This window comes from Klebsiella terrigena (genome assembly GCF_012029655.1).
GTDB lineage: Bacteria > Pseudomonadota > Gammaproteobacteria > Enterobacterales > Enterobacteriaceae > Klebsiella > Klebsiella terrigena.
This window is the reverse complement of the sequence record NZ_CP050508.1, coordinates 5,191,897-5,212,675: the sequence shown is the minus strand read 5'-3', so window position 1 is coordinate 5,212,675 and position 20,779 is coordinate 5,191,897. Positions and strand designations below refer to the sequence as shown.

Here is a 20,779-nt window from a genome sequence, read left to right as displayed (position 1 = left end):
ATCCCGCGTTAAAAAACCCCATAGAGCAACGCAACACAATTCATACCCCTTTCAGTGGGCATCATTACCTCCGGTAATGATGCCTTTCATTGAGGAAGTCTGTAGTGATGAAAAAAACAAAAGTCAGCCTGGCCTGGCAAATTTTGCTGGCCCTGGTGCTGGGCATACTCCTGGGCAGTTATCTGCATTACCATGCCGAAAGCCGTGATTGGTTAATCTCGAACCTCCTGACGCCTGCGGGCGACATCTTTATCCACCTGATTAAAATGATCGTGGTGCCGATTGTGATTTCGACGCTGATCGTCGGGATTGCGGGCGTCGGCGACGCTAAGCAGCTGGGGCGCATTGGTGCCAAAACGATTATCTATTTTGAAGTGATCACCACGGTGGCGATTGTGCTGGGGATCACCCTGGCCAACGTTTTCCAGCCGGGCACCGGCATTGATATGTCGCAGCTGGCGGCGGTCGATATTTCGAAATACCAAAGTACGACGGCGGAAGTGCAAAGCCACGCGCACGGCCTGATGGGGACTATCTTGTCGCTGGTGCCGACCAATATCGTCGCCTCGATGGCAAAGGGCGATATGCTGCCGATTATCTTCTTCTCGGTGCTGTTCGGCCTCGGCCTCTCCTCGCTGCCGGCAACGCATCGTGAGCCGCTGGTGACCGTTTTCCGCTCCATTTCCGAGACCATGTTCAAAGTGACGCACATGGTGATGCGCTACGCGCCGGTCGGGGTGTTTGCGCTGATCTCCGTGACCGTTGCTACCTTCGGCTTCGCCTCCCTGTGGCCGCTGGCCAAGCTGGTGATTCTGGTCTACTTCGCGATTCTGTTCTTTGCGCTGGTGGTGCTGGGGCTGGTCGCACGGGTCTGCGGCCTGAGCATCTGGACCCTGATTCGCATCCTCAAAGACGAGCTGATCCTCGCGTACTCTACCGCCAGCTCCGAGAGCGTGCTGCCGCGTATTATTGAGAAGATGGAGGCCTACGGCGCACCGGCCTCCATCACCAGCTTCGTGGTGCCGACCGGCTACTCCTTTAACCTCGACGGTTCGACGCTATACCAGAGCATTGCGGCGATCTTCATTGCTCAGCTGTACGGGATTGACCTGTCGCTGTGGCAGGAGATTACGCTGGTGCTGACGCTGATGGTGACCTCGAAAGGAATTGCCGGCGTGCCGGGCGTCTCCTTCGTGGTGCTGCTGGCGACGCTGGGCAGCGTCGGGATCCCGCTGGAAGGTCTGGCCTTTATTGCCGGCGTTGACCGTATCCTCGATATGGCGCGTACCGCGCTGAACGTGGTGGGGAATGCCCTGGCGGTGCTGGTTATCGCCAAGTGGGAGCACAAATTTGACCGTAAGAAAGCGCTGGCATACGAGCGTGAGGTGCTGGGTAAATTTGATAAGACCGCGCAGTAAACGCGCAATGAAATAGCAAGCCCGGCGCCCTGCGCCGGGTTTTTTTTATCGTAGGGCAGGGGATTACAGATAACGGTGGTTTGGGCGAAAGCGTGTGTTGTGGCTAGCGCTGTAGCGTAAGTTCTGTGGAATGTTCCGTTCACGGTGAATCCAGCGCTTTTCTCACACCCGCTGCGGGTGAACGGCACGGGGGGCGTTTCGCCCGCCCCCCGTGGCCCCCGGCATGGCGCTGAAAACTGCCGCTGCGCGGTACGCTCCACTCCGGCTTCATCTGGCGGACCGGGCAGGACTCGACGTCCCTGTCTCGACCTGCCTCTCTGACCGCCTTATTCGTCCCATCCATGGGACTCACCCCTTCGGGGCCGACGTTAACGTCGTTCAAAAACGCTCCCGGCGTTTTTGTCCTGGCGGTCAGTCCTGGATGCGCGCCTGCGTTCCCGCCAGTTTTCTTGATGCGCCTTAACCCCCTCGCTGTCAGCCCGTAGATATCAGCAGCCAAATCATTGCTGAAGGCTTTTCAGCAATGACCATGCAGCCATGAGGCATCGGGATATGCAGCAGGGGGTTGGGCCGGCTAAAAATCGCTGAGGCGCAGGCGGCTGGCCGGGGCCGCCAGCATGGATGCTGGCGGAGGCAAGCCTTACAGGGAGGTTACCTCTTGCCGTCCCCGAATAGCCAGACGGCGGAGACGAAGGTATCGCGCAGCGACGATTTTTCTTGCCGGGATGCCGGGTCCCCAGGGCCGGGCGAAACCGGCCCTGGGCCGTTCACCTATGCCGCAGTAAACAGAAGTATGCGGGACCAATGGTGAACGGAACATTCCACGGAACATTCCACGGAATATGAACGGAACTTAAAAAACAGCTTTCGCCCAAACCACCGTAAAAAGCCATCCGGGCGTGAAGAGGCTACCCCTTGGTTATCCGCTCAAACTCCTCGCACCCGGTATCAAACCCCTCCTGGCAGCTGACGTTCAGCCAGTGCAGAGCCTTCTGCTGATTGGGCTCGATAAAGCCTTTCTCCCCCTGCTGGAATATCATCCCCGCCCAGTACTCGGCGTAGCCGGTGCGGGACAGAGAGGAGCTGCGTTTAAAATAGAGCGAGGCCGCGGCGTCATCTTCCGCAATCTGCACGCCGCTGGCGTAAATCAGCCCGAGCAGCATCTGCGCGTCAACGGCGGAGTCGCTTTCCGGATCCTGGGCCGCGTCCTGTAGCAGGGTGATGGCGTGCGTATAGTCCGGCTTGCCGGCCTGATGATTGACCAGCACCCGGGCAAGGACGATCTCCCCGGCCTTGCTTCCCGCCTGAACCGACTTTTCCGCCAGTTGCCTGGCCTGCTTGTAATCGGCGTTCTGCGGGTTGCGGATCTTCAGCTGAGCCAGCAGCGCCAGCGCATCACCATCGCCGTTTTCCGCCGACTTCTGCGCCCAGTATTCGGCCTGCGGGTAATCGCCGGAGCTGACGTAGGTATCGGCGAGATAGTACTGCGCGCGCGGGTCGCCCGATTCAGCCTGCTGTTTGTACTGACTGCCTGGTTCCATGGCGCCTGCGGCGAGGGAGACCAGCGCCAGCAATAAAGAGAGGTATTTCATTTTTTATTATCTATTAGGGATACAGCTAACAGTATAAAGGGAGGCGTAAGAGAAGAAAATGACAGGCGCTAAGCGGGCGTGATGAAACCGGGGCGATAAACGTGTCCCGCCGCTGAGCGTTGCGCCAGCGGGGGACCGATCCGTCGCCCGGAAAGGCGCGGCGCGCCCCTCCGGGAAAGCGGTCTGACTTAGCCCATCGCGCTTTCGCGCAGGCGGGCTTTTAGCTTACTGTACTCATCAATGACGTACTGTTCGGCGGCGCGCTGGTCGGCAATCCGCTCAACGTTAACCGCGCAGTACTTGTACTCCGGCGTTTTGGTTATCGGGCTCAGGTTCTCGGTCACCAGCTCGTTGCAGGCGCCAATCCACCACTGGTAGGTCATATAGACCGCTCCCTTATTCGGCCGATCGCTAACCTGCGCGCGGGTGATGATGCGGCCCTTACGCGAGTTAACCCACACCAGCGCCTCATCCTCGATACCCAGACGCGCGGCGTCGGCGGTATTGATTTGCGCATAGCCCGGCTCGTCCGCCAGCGCCGCCAGCGCCGCACAGTTACCGGTCATCGAGCGGCACGAGTAGTGGCCGACTTCGCGCACCGTTGAGAGCACCATCGGATATTCCCCGGTGAGCCTGTCGATCGGCGCAACCCAGTCGCAGGTGTAGAACTGCGCCAGCCCGTTGGGGGTATCGAACCTCTCTTTAAACAGATAAGAGGTCCCCTGGTCGGCGGCGGATTCGTCGCGGCACGGCCACATGATGTAGCCCAGCTCGCCCATCTTCTCGTAGGTGGCGCCGTAAAAGTCCGGACACAGATGGCGCAGCTCGTCCCAGATCTCCTGGGTGTTGCTGTAGTGCATCGGGTAGCCCATCCGGGTGGCGATCTCGCTGATAATCTGCCAGTCGGTTTTCAGATCCCACTGCGGCTCCACCGCTTTAAAGAAGCGCTGGAAGCCGCGGTCCGCCGCGGTATAGACGCCTTCATGCTCGCCCCACGAGGTGGAGGGCAGGATGACGTCCGCCGCTGCCGCGGTTTTGGTCATGAAAATATCCTGCACGATAACCAGCTCAAGCTCTTCAAAGGCTTTACGCACCGCCGAGAGCTCGGCATCGGTCTGCAGCGGATCTTCGCCCATAATATAGGCCGCCCGCACTTCGCCGTGCGCCGCCCGGTGCGGCAGCTCGCTGATGCGGTAGCCGGTGTGCGCCGGCAGGCTCTCCACGCCCCAGGCTTTGGCGAACTTCTCCCGGTTTTCCGGGAATTTAACGTACTGGTAGCCCGGATAGGTATCCGGCAGGGCGCCCATATCGCAGGCGCCCTGGACGTTGTTCTGTCCGCGCACCGGGTTGACCCCGACGCTCGGCCTGCCGAGGTTGCCGGTCATGATCGCCAGGCTGGTCAGCGAGCGCACGGTTTCCACGCCCTGATAGAACTGGGTGACGCCCATGCCCCACAGGATGGCCGCGGATTTGGCGCTGGCGTACATCCGGGCGCAGGCGCGGATCTCCTGAGCGCTGACGCCGGTTATCTCTTCCACCGACTCCGGCGTATAGCCTTCAACGATTTTGCGATACTCCTCGAAGCCTTCCGAGCGGCTGGCGACGAAGGATTTATCGTAGAGATCCTCTTTAATAATGACGTGGCCGATGGCGTTGAGCAGGGCAATGTTGGAGCCGTTTTTCAACGCAATATGCATATCGGCAATGCGCGCGGTTTCAATTTTGCGCGGATCGCAGACGATAATCTTCGCCCCGTTGCGTTTGGCGTTAATCACGTGATTTGCCACGATAGGGTGCGAATCGGCCGGGTTATAGCCGAAGATAAAGACGAGATCGGTATTATCAATCTCGGTGATGGCATTGCTCATAGCGCCGTTACCGACCGACTGGTGCAGACCTGCAACCGATGGGCCGTGTCAGACGCGAGCGCAGCAGTCGACGTTATTGGTGCCAATAACGGCGCGCGCGAATTTTTGCATCACATAGTTGGTTTCATTCCCGGTGCCGCGGGAGGAGCCGGTGGTCTGGATGGCATCCGGGCCGTACTTGGCCTTAATCGCGCTGAGGCGCGTGGCAACGTAGTCGAGGGCCTCATCCCAGGAGACGGACTCCAGCCTGCCGCCGCGCTGGCGGCGGATCATCGGGGTTTTCAGGCGCGGGGTGAGGATCTGGGTATCGTTAATAAAGTCCCAGCCGTAGTAGCCCTTCAGGCACAGGGTTCCCTGGTTGGTTTTCCCCTGTGCTGCCTCAGCCCGGACGATTTTACCGTTATCGACCACCAGGTTGATTTTGCAACCTGATGCGCAATACGGACAAACCGTGACGACTTTTTTCATCGGTCTTGCTCCCGTTAATCAGTTGGCGCATATGCGCTATCACGCCGTCACTATGCATCTTCTATGCCATATTTTCATTGTGGGTATTTCCCGATAATACGCCGGTTTTTTGGGCGAAGTGCTGACGAAAAGCAGGGCGTCGTCAGTTTTGACGTGTCGAAGCGGGCGGAGTTGTGACATGGGTTGAAGAAACGCTATCCGGCAATGGATTTGTCGGTGGTGGTTTGCTGAATTAATCATACAGAGATCATCCCCGGCGGGCAGAGGCAAGCTATGAAACCGGTCATTTTGGTTGTTGATGACGACAGCGCAATCTGCGAACTGCTGTGCGACGTGCTCAGCGCGCACGTTTTTGACGTGCTGGTGTGCCAAACCGGCGGCGAAGCGCTGGCGGTAGCGGCGCAGCGGGCGGATATTTCCCTCGTCCTGCTGGACATGATTTTGCCCGATACCAACGGCCTGCTGGTGCTACAGCAGCTACAGCGCAGCAGACCCGAGCTGCCGGTGGTGATGCTGACCGGTCTCGGGAGCGAAGCCGACGTCGTGGTGGGGCTGGAGATGGGCGCCGATGACTATATCGGCAAGCCGTTTAACTCCCGGGTAGTGGTGGCGCGAGTGAAAGCGGTGCTCAGACGCAGCGGCGCGCTGGCCGCTGAGAGCAGCAGCGGCGGCGGTGCGGGACTCATTTTTAACGGCTGGCGGCTGGACACCGGACGCTGTGAGCTGTTTAACCCCCAGCAGCAGCCGGTGCTGCTGACCCAGGGCGAGTACGGCCTGCTGCTGGCGCTGGCGCAGAACGCCCGGCGGGTACTGAACCGCGAACAGCTGCTGACGTTGACCCACAGCGAGAGCATTGAGGTGTTTGACCGGACGATTGACGTGCTGATCATGCGCCTGCGGCGCAAAATTGAGCTTAATCCGCATCAGCCTGCGCTGATCAAAACCATGCGCGGCCTGGGCTATGTGTTCGCCGCGGACGTTATCCACGGCGATAAGGCGGCGTAGCCGCGAAGGGGCTAACCCCGGGGCTTCCCGGGGCATCACCTGACCGATGGCGCTTACTTCACGGTCCAGCCTTTATAGGTACCAATGTTGTTTTTATCGATCATCGTCACCGGGATCAGCACCGGGGCCGTTGGCGCCGGTTTGCCCTGCAGGATGTCGTAGCCAATTTCTACCGCCTTCGCCGCCATCACCTGAGGGTCCTGGGCCGGGGTGGCGACAAACAGCGAATTCTTACGCTTCAACGCTTCTTCCCCGTCCGGACTACCGTCGACGCCAACGATAAAGAACTCGCGGCGCTGGGCCTGTTTGGCCGCCAGGTCCGCCCCGATGGCGGTCGGGTCGTTAATGGCAAATACGCCGTCGATTTTCGGATTGGCGGCCAGCAGCGAGGTCATAATTTCCAGTCCGCCTTCGCGGCTGCCCTTGGCGTTCTGGTTATACGACAGCACTTTGATATCCGGGTGGCGCTTGAACTCCGTCTGGCAGCCTTCGACGCGGTTCTGCACCGCAGAGACCGGCGGCCCGTTGATAATCACCACGTTGCCTTTCCCTTTCAGGCGGTCGGTGATGTATTTACAGGCCATTTCGCCCGCCTGGGTGTTATCGGAGGTAATCGTCGCGTCCGCGCCTTCGGCGGCCACGTCCACTGCCACCACCACGATGCCCGCGTCTTTCGCCCGCTTCACCGCCGGGCCGATGCCCTTCGAGTCGGCGGCGTTAAGGATAATCATGTCGACCTTCGCGGCGATAAAGTTATCGATCTGCGCGACCTGCTGACCGAGATCGTAGCCGCTGGAAACCAGCGTCACTTTGACATTATCTCCGGCCAGCTTGCGGGCTTCCAGCTCGGCGCCTTTGGTTATCTGGACGAAGAACGGGTTGGCCAGATCGCCGACCGTCACGCCGATAGATTTGAGTTCTTTAGCCTGGGTGAACGGCGCTGCGGCCAGCAGCGTGCCGGCACAGAGCGCGATCGCTAACGGTTTCAAACGCATATTGTCTTCCTCACTCGTAGGGTATTGGTATTGTTGTTATGCACTTTGATGGTGTCGGGTACGGTATTTGTCGATCAGTACTGCAATGATGATCACCGCCCCTTTGATCACCAGTTGCCAGAAATAGGAGACGCCCATCAGCGTCATGCCGTTATTGAGGGTGGCGATAATCAGCGCCCCCACCAGGGTACCGGTGATGGTGCCGATACCGCCGACGAAGCTGGTGCCGCCGAGGATAACCGCGGCGATGGCGTCCAGCTCATAGCCTACGCCGAGGTTGCCGTTGGCGCTGTAGAGCCGAGAAGCGCTCATCACCCCGCCCAGCCCCGAGAGCAGCCCGCTCATGCCGTAGACGAACAGCAGCACCAGCCACACCTTGATGCCGGTGAGCCTGGCGGCCTGCATATTGCCGCCCACGGCGTAGATGTGCACGCCGAGCGTGGTGCGGCGCAGAATGAACCAGCATACCGCGATGACCGCCAGGGCGATCACCACCAGCCACGGCACCGGCCCGAGGTAATCGTTGCCGATCCATTCGAAGCTGATATCGGAGTTAATCACCGTGGTGCCGTCCGCCAGCAGATAGGCGGCCCCGCGCAGCGCCGTATAGGTGCCTAGCGTGACGATAAACGGCGGCAGTCCGGCGAAGGCGACCAGCGCACCGTTGAACAGGCCCAGCAGCAGGCCGAGCATCAGCGCCGCCGGAATGGAGAGCAGGGAGAGCTCCGGCATCAGCGAGACCACCATCGCCGCCACCGCGGTGGTGCCGAGGATAGACCCGACCGACAGGTCAATCCCGCCGGTCAAAATGATAAAGGTCATGCCCGCCGCGAGCACGATGTTGATGGAGGCCTGACGGGTAATGTTCAGCAGGTTGCTCTCGGTAAAGAAGTTCGGCGCGATAAAGCCAAATACCGCGACAATCAGGATTAAAATCGGCAGGATGCCGACCGTTTGCATCAAATCGCCCATCAGCATTTTTTTCGCCGATGCTGATTTTGCCACCGGCCGGGCGGCGGTCTCTTTTTGCGTTGTCATGGTTGTTCCGCCTTAAGGTGAGAGTCGTTAACGCCGGTGGCCAGCGTCATAATGCTTTCCTGGCCGATCTCGTCGGCCTGCAGTTCGCCGACGATTGCGCCTTCGCGCATCACGTAGACCCGGTCGCTCATGCCGACCACTTCCGGTAGTTCGCTGGAGATCATCAGAATGGCCACGCCCTGACGCGCCATCTGGTTCATGATGCGGTAAATTTCGCTTTTAGCGCCGACGTCGACGCCGCGCGTGGGTTCATCGAGGATCAGAATGCGCGGGCCGATCGCCACCCAGCGGGAGATCAGCAGCTTTTGCTGGTTGCCGCCGGAAAGGCCGCCCGCCCGCACCTGCGAATGCGGGACGCGAATATTGAGCAGCGAGATGGCGTCATCGGAGATGGTCTGCGCCTTCTTGCGGTTGAGCATTCCCCAGCTGGCGTCGCGCTCCAGCGTCGCCATAGTGATGTTTTCCTGCGCCGCCAGTTCGAGAAACAGCCCCTGCTCCTTGCGGTTCTCGGTGAGGAAGCCGATGCCGAGATCGATGGCTTCGCGCGGCGAGTGGATAACCACCGGCTCGCCGTCGACTTCAATCACGCCGCCGCTCGCCTTGCGCACGCCGAAAACCAGCTGTGCCAGTTCGGAGCGGCCGGCGCCGACCAGCCCGGCGAGGCCGACGATCTCCCCGGCGTGCACCACCAGGCTGCTCGGCTTCACCTTGCTGCCGTCGGTGAGATCCTGCACCCGCAGGCGCGGCTTGCCGAGCGGGATATCGCGCTCTTTATTGAACAGATCGCTGAGCGGGCGGCCCACCATCATGCGCACCAGCTCGGAGGCGTTAAGCCTGTCGCGGGTCAGGCTGCCGACGTACTGACCGTCGCGCAGGACGCTGACGCGATCGGACAGCTCATAAACTTCCGCCATGCGGTGGCTGATATAGATAATCGCCATGCCTTCGTCGCGCAGGCGCAGAATCAGCTCAAACAGGCGCTGGGTTTCACGCGAGGAGAGGGCGGCGGTCGGCTCATCCATCACCAAAATTCGGCTGTTACGGTGCAGGGCGCGGGCGATCTCTACCTGCTGCTGCTCGGCGATAGTCAGCTTCATCACCCGATCGCTGGCCTTAAACTGGGCGCCAAGACGGTCAATCACCGCCTGGGCCTGGCTCTGCATCTCTTTGCGCTGCACCATCCCGCCGCGCGCCAGCTCGCTGCCGAGGAAAATATTTTCGGCAACGGTGAGGTTGGGCGCCAGCTGCATCTCCTGATAAATCAGCGTGATGCCTGCCGCCAGCGCGTCTTTTGGCCCTTTAATGGCGTGCGGTTTACCGTCGATCAGGATCTCGCCGCTGGTGGCGGTATAGGCGCCGGCGAGGATCTTCATGAGCGTGCTTTTCCCGGCGCCGTTCTCGCCCATCAGGGCGTGGATCTCGCCTGGCCAAACCGTCAGATCGACGCCTTTCAGCGCATAAAATTTGCCGAAGGCTTTGGCAATATTGCGCATGGATAGTACCGGCGTTGCTGGCATACAGGGTCTCCTGCGAGAGCGGTCGATAGCTGCAGTGGACCACAGGTTGATAAATGCAAAATGTCAGAAGCCGTTCATATTTGTCATATTGATGAATAGTTAATCTTGATCACAATTACGCAACGTTACTCTCCCCGTTGCCGCCGCCAGCCGTCAGGATAAACAAAAATAGCGCGGAGCCGACTATGCCATCCCATCGTTATCCGTTTTTCACCAGCGCCCGCGGACGCCTGCTTTCGTTTAACCTGCTGATGGTGGCGGTGACGCTGATGGTTGCCGGGGTGGCGATACTCGGTTTTCGCCACGCCAGCCTGCTGCAGGAGCAGGTGCAGCGGCAGACGCTGGACGATATGACCGGCAGCATGAACCTGGCCCGCGATACCGCCAACGTCGCCACCGCGGCGGTTCGGCTCTCGCAGGTGGTGGGCGCGCTGGAGTATAAAAGCGAGGCCGAGCGTCTGCTGGAGACGCAGCAGGCGCTGAAGCACTCGCTGTCCCAGCTTGCCGCCGCGCCGCTGGCGCAGCAGGAGCTGACGCTGGTCGCCAGCATTACTCGCCGCAGCAACGAGCTGCAGCAGAGCGTAGGCGGAATGCTGGAGCGCGGCCAGCGGCGCCATCTGCAGCGCTATGAGCTGCTCAGCTCGCTGTATCAAAATCAGAGCTATCTGCTCCATCTGCAGGATCTTAGCGATCGGCCCGGCGCACCGGCGATCGCTCCGCCGCGGCTGGCGGAGATGGACCGGCTGATTACCGCCGCTATCCACACCTCAACGCCGCGTTCGATAGTGCAGCAGCTGGATGAGGTGATGGGCTTCCTGCCGCCCACCAGCGCCGACCCGACGCAGGCCCTGATCCTTGCGGATTTTAAGGCCGAGCTTGCCCGGCTGGAGCCGCTGTCCGCCCAGCTGGAGGAGAGCGATCTGGCGATCGGCTGGTATATGTTCCATATCAAGGCGCTGGTGGCGCTGCTGAACAGCGATATTAATCAGTATGTCGCCAGGGTGGCGCAGGCGTCGGAGCTGCGGGCGGCGCAAAGCCATCAGGAGCTGCGCTCTATCAGCATGTTTATTCTGCTGTCGGCGCTGCTGGCGCTGGCGATCACCGGCTGCGCCGGCTGGTATATCTACCGCAATCTTGGCTCCAACCTGACCGCTATTTCACGCGCCATGTCGCGCCTGGCCCACGGCGAGAACAACGTCTCGGTGCCCGCGCTGCAGCGGCGCGATGAGCTGGGCGAGCTGGCACGCGCGTTCAACGTCTTCGCCCGCAATACCGCCTCGCTGGCCCACACTTCCCAGCTGCTGAAGGAGAAAAGTACCCTGCTGGAGACCACCTTCCACGCGATGCGCGACGGCTTTGCCCTGTTTGATAATCAGGGGCAGCTGGTGGTGTGGAATCCGCAGTATCCGCTGCTGCTCGGGCTGGCGGCACAGGATCTGCAGCGCGGCATGCACTACCAGCAGCTGCTGAGCCGGGCGGCGCCGCTGGCGGAGCACGTGCGGGCCAATCTTGCTTCACCGCTGCCGAAGCCGCAGGAGCTGCAGCTGGCGAATGACCGGACGATTGAGCTGCGCTTCAGCCCGGTGCCGGGGCGTGGGCTGGTCAACGTGGTGCTCGATCGCACCGAGCGCAAGGGGCTGGAGCAGGCGCTGGTCCATAGCCAGAAAATGAAGGCCGTCGGCCAGCTGACCGGCGGTCTGGCGCATGATTTTAATAACCTGCTGGCGGTGATTATCGGCAGCTTAGAGCTGGTTCAGCCCCACGAGGGCGACGCGGCGCGCATCTCCAGGGCGCGCAAGGCCGCCGAACGCGGCGCGCTGCTGACCCAGCGGCTGCTGGCCTTCTCGCGCAAGCAGTCGCTGCACCCGCACGCCGTTGAGATGAAGCCGCTGCTGGAGAACCTCGGCGAACTGATGCGCCACTCTCTGCCCGCGGCGCTGAGCCTTGAGATTGAGGCGCAGTCCCCCGCCTGGCCGGCGTGGATTGACGTCGGCCAGCTGGAAAACGCCATTATCAACCTGGTGATGAACGCGCGGGACGCGATGGAAGGGCGGCCGGGGGTGATAAGAATACGCAGCTGGAACCAGCGCGTGGCGCGCAGCGACGGGCGGCGGCAGGATATGGTGGCGCTGGAGGTGGTCGATCACGGCTGCGGGATGTCGCTGGAGGTGAAAGCGCAGGTCTTTGAACCCTTCTTTACCACCAAACAGACCGGCAGCGGCAGCGGCCTCGGGCTGTCGATGGTGTATGGCTTTGTACGCCAGTCCGGGGGAAGGGTGGCCATTGAGAGCGCGCCCGGTCAGGGGACGACGGTGCGCCTGCAGCTGCCGCGCGCGGCGGTACAGGCGACGGCCAGCGGGCTGCTGCCCGAGGCCGAGCAGGAAACTGGCGCCGAGCGGCTGGCGCTGGTGCTCGAGGATGAGGCGGACGTCCGCCAGACCCTGTGCGAACAGCTGCACCAGCTTGGCTGGCTGACGCTGGAAACCGCCAGCGGCGAGCAGGCGCTGCAGATGCTGGAGGCCTCGCCGGATATTGCGCTGCTGATAAGCGATCTGATGCTGCCGGGAAGGCTGAGCGGCGCGGAGGTCATTAACGAAACGCAGCGCCGCTTCCCGACGGTGGCGCTGCTGCTGATCAGCGGCCAGGATCTGCGCCCGGCGCATAATCCCGCGCTGCCGGACGTCGAGCTGCTGCGTAAGCCCTTCACCCGCGCCCAGCTGCAGCAGGCGCTGCGACAGGTTGCGGTAAATAGTGGTAGCGAGCCAACGCCGCCGCCCCCCGGGCACCGTTAAACGCCGAGGAGGATGCCGCAATAAACCGCACCGCCTGGTAAGGCAAGGGACGGCGAATATGCGTTTTTATCATGGCGATCAGCGTCTCGCGCGGAAAGTCGGGCATATCTATCACGCCGCCGCCGAGGATCACCGCATCCGGGTCGAAGAGGTTGATGCTGGTAGCGATGGCGCGGGCGGCATGGTGCAGAAGGGCCTGGACAAAGGGCTCCTCTGCGGCGTGAACAAACAGCTCGCCAAGCTCATAGCCGTGCGGCTGCAGTTCATACCAGCGCCTGAGCGCGATACCTGAACAGACGGTCTCCAGGCAGCCGGGATTACCGCAGCCGCAGGTGAGCGCGGCGTCGCCCTGCGGAATGTGCCCCAGCTCTCCCGCCACGCCGTGGGCGCCGGTCCACGGTCCGCCGTTCAGCCAGATGGCAAAGCCCATACCGGTGCCGAGATACGCGGCTAAAACCTGCTGCGCCTGCAGGCCGTTTTCCTGCACGTCGAAAGAGAGCTGCAGATTGACATCGCGGGAGAACTCGACCGAGCAGGCCAGCGAATGTTCCAGCTCATCGGCCAGCGTCCGCACTATTTCTGGCGGTAGCGGCAGGTTGGGGGTGGAGATAATCGTCCGCTTATCCTTGCCGACCAGCGCCGGTAAGCCCATCACCAGACCGCAGCAGCGTGCCTGATAGCGATCGAGCAGCTGCTGGATAAGCAGGGTGATGCCGCTGACCAGGCCGCCACCCGCCAGTACGTCGGCGGTGCGAAGCTTCTCGCAGTGCAGCGCCTCGCCCTGTGCGGTCTGCAGGCAAAAGCGGATATGGGTTGCCCCCATATCCACGCCCGCGACGACGTTAAGCCGTTTTTGCATGAGGGAATACCTCGTTTTTTGCCGCCAGAATTTGTTCAGCCATAACCTGCCACGCCTCGTGAATGTTATCGGCATGGTTAAACAGTCCGGAGGTGCCGACGATAAAGACGTCCGCCCCTGCCGTCATGAGGCTGTCATAGGTCGCCTTATTGCATGAGCCGTCGATCTCAATTTCGTAATCCAGCCCTTCGCGTTCGCGCCAGGCCTTCAGCTCGCTGATTTTAGCCAGCATCTCCGGGATAAACGGCTGTCCCGCGAAGCCCGGATCGACGGTCATCACCGTGATTTTGTCGGCTTTATGAATGTAGTACTTCATGGCCTCGACCGGCGTTTCCGGGTTGAGAATCAGCCCGACCTTCATACCGTGGCGGCGGATCTCCTCTATCAGGCGGAAGGCCTGACCGTTAATGGTCTCCGGATGCAGGGTGATAAAGTCCGCCCCCGCCTGCGCCAGCTGGCTGATGTAATCCTGCGGCCGGGTGACCATCAGATGACAATCGAGCGGTTTGCTGGCCAGCTTCTTCACCTGGCTGACGAAGAATGGCGATAGCGTCAGGTTAGGGACAAAGTGGCCATCCATAATGTCGATGTGAAAGTAATCTGCATGCTGGTCGATAAACTCAATCTGTTCTTTGAATTTCAGCAGGTCCATACACATTAAAGAGGGGGAAATTTTCATCATAAATTCCTTACTTACTGATAAGACGGTCGAGGGCGACAGCCGCGATAATTAATCCACCCATCACCACCAGCTGGTAGTAGGTTTGTACCTGGAGAATGTTCAGTCCGTTGTTGATGGTGCCGATGATCAGACCGCCGATCACCACCGAGAAAATGCGTCCCTTGCCGCCGAAGAAGCTGGTGCCGCCGATAATGGCGCTGGCGATGGCGTAGGTTTCAAAACCCATGCCGGCCAGGGGCTCCGCGGCGCCGAGGCGCGCCGTTGATACCACGCCCGCCAGCCCGGCGCAGACGCCGGAAATAATGAACACCAGCAGCATGTGGAACTTGACGTCGATGCCGGAATAGAAGGCGGAGTTTTTGTTACCGCCGAGGGCGTAGATGTTGCGGCCCAGCCGCATGCGGGTGGTCAGGAACCATAAAATGATGGCCACGATGAGCGAGAAGATAACCGGCACCGGGATCCCCAGCACGCTGGCGGCAAAGAAGTTAACGAAATCAAATGAGAAGCCGTATACCGAGTTGGCATCGGAGATAACCAGGGTGATGCCGCGGAAAATGGCGTTGGTGCCGAGGGTAATAATGAACGGATGCAGGCCTGTCCAGTTGACCAGGCAGCCGTTAATCGCTCCCAGCGCGCCGCCGACCAGCACGCCGCCAATCAGCGCCGCAAGGAACGGATCGACCCCCGCCAGCATCAGCTTGGCGGTGACCATCCCGGAAAGCGCCAGAATGGCGCCGACGGAGAGGTCGATGCCGGCCACCAGGATCGCGAAGAACTCGCCCATGCCGATAAGCACCGTGACCGAGCTCTGGACAAATATTTGCGTGATGTTGTTGGTGGTCAGAAAGTATTCCGGCGACAGCGTGCCGAAAATCGCGACGATAATCGCGAGGATAAAAAAGGTGCCGTATTTATCCCAGAACAGCGCGAAGTTAAACGGCTTTTTGCCATCGGTCTCGCCTTTTACTCTTGCGGCAGTGCCCATACCATAATCTCCTCTTCGCTCATGTCGTCGCGATTGGTCAGAATTTGCGTCAGTCGCCCTTCGCAGAACACGGCAATGCGGTCGCAGACGGTGATAATTTCAGGAAGTTCGGATGACACCATCAGAATGACTTTTCCGTCATCGGCCAGCTGGCGCATCACTTTATAAATTTCGGCTTTCGCGCCGACATCGATACCGCGCGTCGGCTCATCAAAAATGAGGACTTCGGGGTTGCAGCACAGCCATTTGGAAATAAGGACCTTTTGTTGGTTCCCGCCGGAAAGCTCGCCAATGTTCTGATCGACCGAATGGCACTTCAGCGCCAGCAGCCTGCGCTGCTCTTCCGCCGTCTTGCGCTCGTCTCCTTCGCGAAATAGCCCCATCGCGCCTTTGTAGCCGCCATGCTTCAGGCTCCGGCTGACCGCCATGTTCTGGGCGATGGAGAAATTGCCGAAGAAGCCGTTATCGCGGCGGCTCTCGGTGATGTAGCCCATGCCTTTCTTCAAGGCGTCCAGCGGCGAGCGCGGGGTGATCGCTTTGCCGTTGAGGAGGATTTCACCGCCGCTACGCCTGTCGACGCCGAACAGGCAGTCCATCAGCTCCGTGCGTCCGGAGCCCACCAGACCGGCGAAGCCGAGGATTTCGCCGCGGCTCACGCTAAAGGAGATATCGCGGACCTTTTTCTTGTCCCGGCTGGTGACGTTTTTGACCTCGAAAACCGTTTCGCTTGCGACATTTCCGGCGCTCTCTTTTATCGCGTTAAAACGGTTTTGCAGCTCGCGGCCGACCATCAGGCGGACGATCTCTTCGTTGTTGACCTCGCTGACCATTCCGCTGCAGACGCTGCTGCCGTCCTTCATCACCGTGTAGCGGTCGCAGATGCGGCGGATTTCCGCCAGCTTGTGCGAGATATAGACGATGGCGGTGCCCTCTTTGCGCAGCTGGTTCATGATCAGGAACAGGTAGTCGACCTCCTTGTTGGTCAGAGAGGAGGTCGGTTCGTCCATAATCAGCACTTTGGCATCCAGCATCAGCGTTTTGGCAATTTCCAGCATCTGCTTGTGGCTGATAGAGAGATTCGCCACCTTGTGGTCTAAATCGACTTTTAATCCGATGCGCAGCAGCATCATTGCCGCCCGTAAGCGCATCTCTTTCCAGTCGATAATATTGACGCCACAGACTTTTTTTGTCAGATGTCGGCCAATATATAAATTTTCCAGCACCGTTAATTCATCGATCACGCTGAGTTCTTGATAAATAATGCCGATACCAAGCCGCGCGGCTAATTTATGATCGAGCTTGTCATAATTAACGTTGTTAATCGTAATGGTACCTTTGGTCGGTTCATGGATCCCCGACAAAACTTTCATTAGCGTTGATTTACCGGCACCGTTTTCCCCGAGCAATGCATGTATTTCATGCGGGTAAACGGTTAAATCGACCGATTTTAATGCGTGAACCGGACCAAAGGATTTGCCGATCCCCGCCATTGAAATATATGGTGTGACCATAATCACTCCTTATTTATTCTTACCCGCTGGTAGCCATGAGGATAAAGGGAATTCAATCACCCAGCGGAAAGTTACTTCGTGACCAGAATCGAGTCCACCAGCTTAAATTCTGGCGTTGTATCCAGAGGAATGACTTTACCGGTCTTCGCGGCATCGACCATCATTTTCAGGCCCGTAGCGCCGATATTGGTCGGGTTCTGGGCGATGGTTGCGGTCATCTGTCCGGCAGCGACCATTTTGCGCGCCTCGGGAATACCGTCGGTGCCGACGACCAGTACCGTTTTGCTTTTACCGGCGTTGGCTACGGCCTGGGCAACGCCCATTGCCATCGTATCGTTCGCGCAGTAAAAGGCTTTCAGGTTGGGGTTACGCTGCAGAACATTGGTGGCGACATCCAGCGCTTTAATGCGATCCCAGTCGGCAGGCTGGCTGGAAACAAGCTTGATCTGGCCGGCTTTTTTGAAGGTCTCCGCCGCACCGCTGCGGCGGGCTTCCCCTGAGGCATTGCCGGCTTTACCTTCGATGATGGCCACTTCGCCGCCCTCAGCGCCCAGCTTGCCGATAATAAAGTCGGCCCCTTTCGCACCGACCGCGACGTTGTCAGTGGTGACGAATCCTTCAACGTTACCGCCGGCCTTCTTCAGGTTATCCATATCGATCTTTTCATCGAGGTTGACCAGAAAAATACCTTTCTTCCAGGCTTTGGCTACCGGCATGACCAGGTTTACCGAGGAGAGCGGGGCGAAAGCGATACCTTTGTAGTTCTTGTTGCTTAAATCTTCAAATAGCTGCAGCTGTGATTGAAAATCGCCTTCTGAGGGGGAGGCAAAAACATCGACGCTGACGCCCAAGGTTTTGGCCTCGTCTTCAATACCTTTTTTCATATCAACCCAAAACGGGTTTGATAACGTTTTTAATACCACAGCATAATCGGCGGCGGCGAAAGCGCTGGTGGATAGCATTACGCCCATAGCCACGCCGCTGAAAATTTTCAGATATTTATTCATAGTAGTATTCTCGGTGTAGGATACAATAATATTGATCCCACCATCGTGGGATCGGTTTTTTTATTTACTTCAGCGCGCCTGGTGAAAAGAAATCAACAATAGCGCCGGTTTTTTGCATATTTAAAGTGGCCTGTTCAATATTCAGTTGGGCGACGGAAACAAAAAAAGCATCTAATAATGTTAGTTGTAATATACGCGCAGAGGCGTTTCTGCCTAATAAGGGCGTTTCTGGTGCTGGCGAGCAAATAATAAAATCAGCTAATTTAGCAATCGGCGAATGGTAGCTGTGTGTAATACAGATAATTTTAGCCCCGTTCTTTTTCGCCAGTTCGACTGCGGATTTAATATCGCTGGTGCGCCCGGAGTGGGTGACGACCAGCACGACATCGCCTTTTTTCAATAACGAGGCGGACATCATCATGATATGTGCATCCGGATAGGTCTGGCAGCGCATGCCGATGCGCAGAAACTTGTGCTGGACGTCGGCACAGATGGCGTTCGAACCGCCCGCTCCGTACAGATCGCGCTGGTTGGCCTGGGCGAAAAAGCGCGCCGCACGATGAATCTCATCGACGTTCACGATCGACTGGCCTTCCATGATGGTGCGCAGGGTAATGTTAAACACCTTATTCACCACGTCCTGCGGCGCTTCATCAAAGGAGAGCTCGGCAGGGAGTACCTGTTCAGATTGAGAGAAATACTCCACCAGGGCGCTGCGCAGGTTACGAAAACCGCTGAAACCCAGCAGTTTGGAAACCTTAACGATCATCGCTTCGGAAACCGATAGCGCTTCCGCCACATCTTTAATGGCGGGGGCATCGCTCAGGTTGCCGGGTTTAAGCAACCACTCGACGATCCGGCTTTCATTTTCGGTCATCCCTTCTTGCTTCATACGCAACCAGGGGGCGAGACCGATACCGTTGGGGAGCGAACTGGATTCTGACTGACTCATCGCTTTCTCTTGTCCATAAAATGAAGACGACACTATATCACCACACTCCAGGCAGAAAATATACAATCAACTTCACAAAAATATAAATTTTATAAAGTTATGTTTTTTGTGAAGTCGTGATGCGTGTGGAGATGTTTGCTTTAATTAAATCAAATTTAAAACAATCAGTTATGTTTTTATTGGCCTGGTTTGCTGCTGGCGTATGCCGTAGATAGCTCGTTTTGTGCGCTTGATTTGTGAAAAATTGCCGTGTAGAAAGACGCTTAAAGGCGGTTTTTTGCGCGCTTTATCGCCGTTATTTACGGCTTAAATCACAACATCAATAGTTTTTGTAAAGTTAACAACAGGCGAGGCTAAGTATGAAAAGGATTGCCATTGGCTGCGATCACGTGGGGTTCATCCTCAAAGACGAGATCCTTATGCACCTGCAGATGCGGGGTATAGAAGCCCTGGATAAGGGGACGTGGTCGTCCGAGCGGACGGATTATCCGCGCTACGCCAGCGCCGTCGCGCAGGCCATTGTGACAGGTGAAGCGGATGGCGGGATTCTGATCTGCGGTACCGGCGTTGGGATCTCGATTACCGCCAATAAGCATCCCGGCATTCGTGCGGTGGTGTGCAGCGAACCCTATTCAGCCCAGCTTTCACGTCAGCATAACAATACGAACGTGCTGGCATTCGGCGCGCGCGTCATAGGCCTGGAGCTGGCCAAAATGATCGTTGACGCCTGGCTGGATAGTGAATTTGAAGGCGGTCGTCATCAGGCGCGAGTTGACGCAATCGCGGCGATTGAGCAGCAGCAGATTTGAGATTCCTCCGCTACTCGCGGCGACGGGCGTTGATTACCGTAGGGCCAGCCCCCCGAAGAGACTGGCCCTATGAAACGCTATTTGACCGCTTTGATCCTCTGCACCCTGTCGCTGAGCAGCCAGCTTGCGCACGCCGATCTTATTGACGACGCTATCGGCAATATTCAGCAGGCGATTAGCGACGCCTACCGTCCCGGCGATAGCCGCTCCGATGACGACGATCGCTATAACGACAGCCGCGATGATGATGGACGCTACCAGGGCAGCCGTCAGCAAAGCAGCGATCGCCAGCGGCAGTACGACGATCGGCAGCGTCAGCTGGACGATCGCCGCCGACAGCTTGACGATCGCCAGCGCCAGCTGGATCAGGATCGTCGGCAGCTGGAAAACGATCGCCGTCGGCTGGACGACGACTACTGATCCTGCCCCGATCGCGCCGCTTCCCCTGCTCGTGCCGGGGCCGGGCTTAATCCAGCACGATCTCCATACCGTCATAGCCCGCCTCAAACCCCGGCGGCAGCGCGTTGTCCATCATCCAGGCATCAAACTGGTGGCCGATATGGGTAAGAATGACCCGCGGGCAGCCCACGATCAGGTTGATGGCCCGCACTGTATTTAAATCGCAGTGGTTACGCGGGGTTTGCGGACGCGGCTCGTGGCTGCAGTCGATAATCATCGCCTGCGGCTGGTTATTGAGCAGGAACTTTAGCGTCTTCTCCGGCAGCCCGGCGGTATCCGACAGCCACGCCACGCGGCTGTGCGCCGACTCCAGCAGATAGCCGAACGTCAGCTTTGAATGGTTTAGCGGCAGCGGGGTCACCCTGAGCCCCTGCAGCTCGAACATCACAAAGGGCGCAACGGTATGGCTAAAATCCAGCAGCCCGGGATGCTTAAACAGATCGTCACAGCCGGCTTCATCCGGCGGACCAAAAACCGGGATCCGCGCGCCCACGCCCCAGCGCAGCGGGAACAGGCCCTGGACATGATCCATATGGTAATGGGTGAGCAAGATCTGCTGAAAAGTTCCGGCGGGCCAGCGCTCCATCAGCTCCGGCAGGCCGGCGTCCAGCAGGGTTACGGCGTGGTTGAACTTCACCGCCGCGCTGCAGGGGCGGCGGCGGTGGGCCTCATCAGTGCGGGCACGACGACAGGCGGCGCAGTCGCAGCCGAAGACCGGCACCAGCTGGGCGCCGCCGGTTCCGGTTAAGCGGATAGTCAGGCTCATACTCCTCCTCACAGCGCTTTTTTAAAACCAGGATGACCTGGCGTACCCTTCGC

General features: G+C 58.9%; 17 protein-coding genes. 5 read left to right on the top strand and 12 right to left on the bottom strand.

Translation table 11 applies throughout. The features are described 5' to 3' along the window. The first annotated feature begins 107 nt into the window (after window positions 1-107). Entirely contained in the window at window positions 108-1,418 is a 1,311-nt protein-coding gene (gene gltP, locus HCK03_RS24455) for a glutamate/aspartate:proton symporter GltP (RefSeq protein ID WP_041143641.1), read from the top strand. Window positions 1,419-2,326: 908 nt separating this feature from the next. Here gltP and HCK03_RS24450 read toward each other — a convergent pair. Continuing rightward, complete coding sequence (locus HCK03_RS24450; protein ID WP_041143642.1) at window positions 2,327-3,010, bottom strand: tetratricopeptide repeat protein; 684 nt, start codon at window positions 3,008-3,010, stop codon at window positions 2,327-2,329. A gap of 188 nt (window positions 3,011-3,198) precedes the next feature. Beyond that, window positions 3,199-5,346: a formate dehydrogenase subunit alpha gene (fdhF, locus tag HCK03_RS24445; RefSeq protein WP_143717726.1), complete on the bottom strand. Its 2,148-nt coding sequence runs from the start codon at window positions 5,344-5,346 to the stop codon at window positions 3,199-3,201. A 273-nt stretch (window positions 5,347-5,619) separates the two neighbouring features. Here fdhF and HCK03_RS24440 point away from each other — a divergent pair, with 273 nt between their 5' ends. After that, window positions 5,620-6,351 carry a response regulator gene (locus HCK03_RS24440; RefSeq protein ID WP_123552911.1) on the top strand — a complete coding sequence of 244 codons (732 nt, stop codon included), beginning with the start codon at window positions 5,620-5,622 and terminating at the stop codon, window positions 6,349-6,351. Between the two features lie 53 nt (window positions 6,352-6,404). Here HCK03_RS24440 and HCK03_RS24435 read toward each other — a convergent pair whose 3' ends face one another. From HCK03_RS24435 to HCK03_RS24425, 3 genes are read right to left on the bottom strand one after another with little or no spacing between them, the layout of a single operon-like run. Further along, the gene (locus HCK03_RS24435) at window positions 6,405-7,346 is read right to left on the bottom strand and encodes an ABC transporter substrate-binding protein (protein WP_041143646.1); all 942 of its coding nucleotides are present in this window, start codon (window positions 7,344-7,346) and stop codon (window positions 6,405-6,407) included. Window positions 7,347-7,382: 36 nt separating this feature from the next. Beyond that, window positions 7,383-8,384 (bottom strand): ABC transporter permease subunit, encoded by a 1,002-nt coding sequence (locus HCK03_RS24430; RefSeq protein WP_041143647.1) that lies wholly within the window; start codon window positions 8,382-8,384, stop codon window positions 7,383-7,385. Then, entirely contained in the window at window positions 8,381-9,901 is a 1,521-nt protein-coding gene (locus HCK03_RS24425) for a sugar ABC transporter ATP-binding protein (protein WP_041143648.1), read from the bottom strand. The genes HCK03_RS24430 and HCK03_RS24425 overlap by 4 nt, the downstream gene beginning before the upstream one ends. Before the next feature lie 185 nt (window positions 9,902-10,086). Between HCK03_RS24425 and HCK03_RS24420 the strand changes: the two genes are divergently transcribed. Next, complete coding sequence (locus HCK03_RS24420) at window positions 10,087-12,693, top strand: ATP-binding protein (protein ID WP_115193762.1); 2,607 nt, start codon at window positions 10,087-10,089, stop codon at window positions 12,691-12,693. On the opposite strand, the gene alsK is transcribed toward HCK03_RS24420, so the two are convergent. The 6 genes from alsK to HCK03_RS24390 all read right to left on the bottom strand — a co-directional run bounded on the left by alsK (window position 12,605) and on the right by HCK03_RS24390 (window position 18,692). Continuing rightward, entirely contained in the window at window positions 12,605-13,552 is a 948-nt protein-coding gene (gene alsK, locus HCK03_RS24415) for an allose kinase (RefSeq protein ID WP_167692305.1), read from the bottom strand. The genes HCK03_RS24420 and alsK overlap by 89 nt on opposite strands. Next, window positions 13,536-14,231 (bottom strand): D-allulose 6-phosphate 3-epimerase, encoded by a 696-nt coding sequence (alsE, locus tag HCK03_RS24410; protein WP_041143651.1) that lies wholly within the window; start codon window positions 14,229-14,231, stop codon window positions 13,536-13,538. The genes alsK and alsE overlap by 17 nt, the downstream gene beginning before the upstream one ends. A 10-nt stretch (window positions 14,232-14,241) precedes the next feature. After that, a complete protein-coding gene (alsC, locus tag HCK03_RS24405; RefSeq protein WP_167692303.1) occupies window positions 14,242-15,222 on the bottom strand; it encodes a D-allose ABC transporter permease in 981 nt (326 codons plus the stop codon). Further along, window positions 15,201-16,733 (bottom strand): D-allose ABC transporter ATP-binding protein AlsA, encoded by a 1,533-nt coding sequence (gene alsA / locus HCK03_RS24400; RefSeq protein WP_115193760.1) that lies wholly within the window; start codon window positions 16,731-16,733, stop codon window positions 15,201-15,203. The genes alsC and alsA overlap by 22 nt, the downstream gene beginning before the upstream one ends. A 71-nt stretch (window positions 16,734-16,804) precedes the next feature. Next, window positions 16,805-17,740, bottom strand: coding sequence for a D-allose transporter substrate-binding protein (alsB, locus tag HCK03_RS24395; RefSeq protein ID WP_167692301.1), 936 nt, complete (start codon window positions 17,738-17,740; stop codon window positions 16,805-16,807). Between the two features lie 64 nt (window positions 17,741-17,804). Beyond that, window positions 17,805-18,692: a MurR/RpiR family transcriptional regulator gene (locus HCK03_RS24390; protein WP_041143655.1), complete on the bottom strand. Its 888-nt coding sequence runs from the start codon at window positions 18,690-18,692 to the stop codon at window positions 17,805-17,807. 359 nt (window positions 18,693-19,051) lie between these two features. On the opposite strand from HCK03_RS24390, the gene rpiB reads away from it, so the two are divergent. Together rpiB and yjdP are read left to right on the top strand one after the other, a co-directional pair. Beyond that, on the top strand, window positions 19,052-19,501 hold the full coding sequence (gene rpiB / locus HCK03_RS24385) for a bifunctional allose-6-phosphate isomerase/ribose-5-phosphate isomerase RpiB (protein ID WP_167692299.1): 450 nt from the start codon (window positions 19,052-19,054) through the stop codon (window positions 19,499-19,501). A 69-nt stretch (window positions 19,502-19,570) separates the two neighbouring features. Next, entirely contained in the window at window positions 19,571-19,921 is a 351-nt protein-coding gene (gene yjdP / locus HCK03_RS24380) for a DDRRRQL repeat protein YjdP (protein ID WP_115193758.1), read from the top strand. A 46-nt stretch (window positions 19,922-19,967) separates the two neighbouring features. Here the strand turns inward: yjdP and phnP are convergent, their stop codons facing one another. After that, window positions 19,968-20,726, bottom strand: a complete 759-nt coding sequence (gene phnP, locus HCK03_RS24375) for a phosphonate metabolism protein PhnP (protein ID WP_123552898.1) — start codon at window positions 20,724-20,726, stop codon at window positions 19,968-19,970. Window positions 20,727-20,779 lie beyond the last annotated feature (53 nt).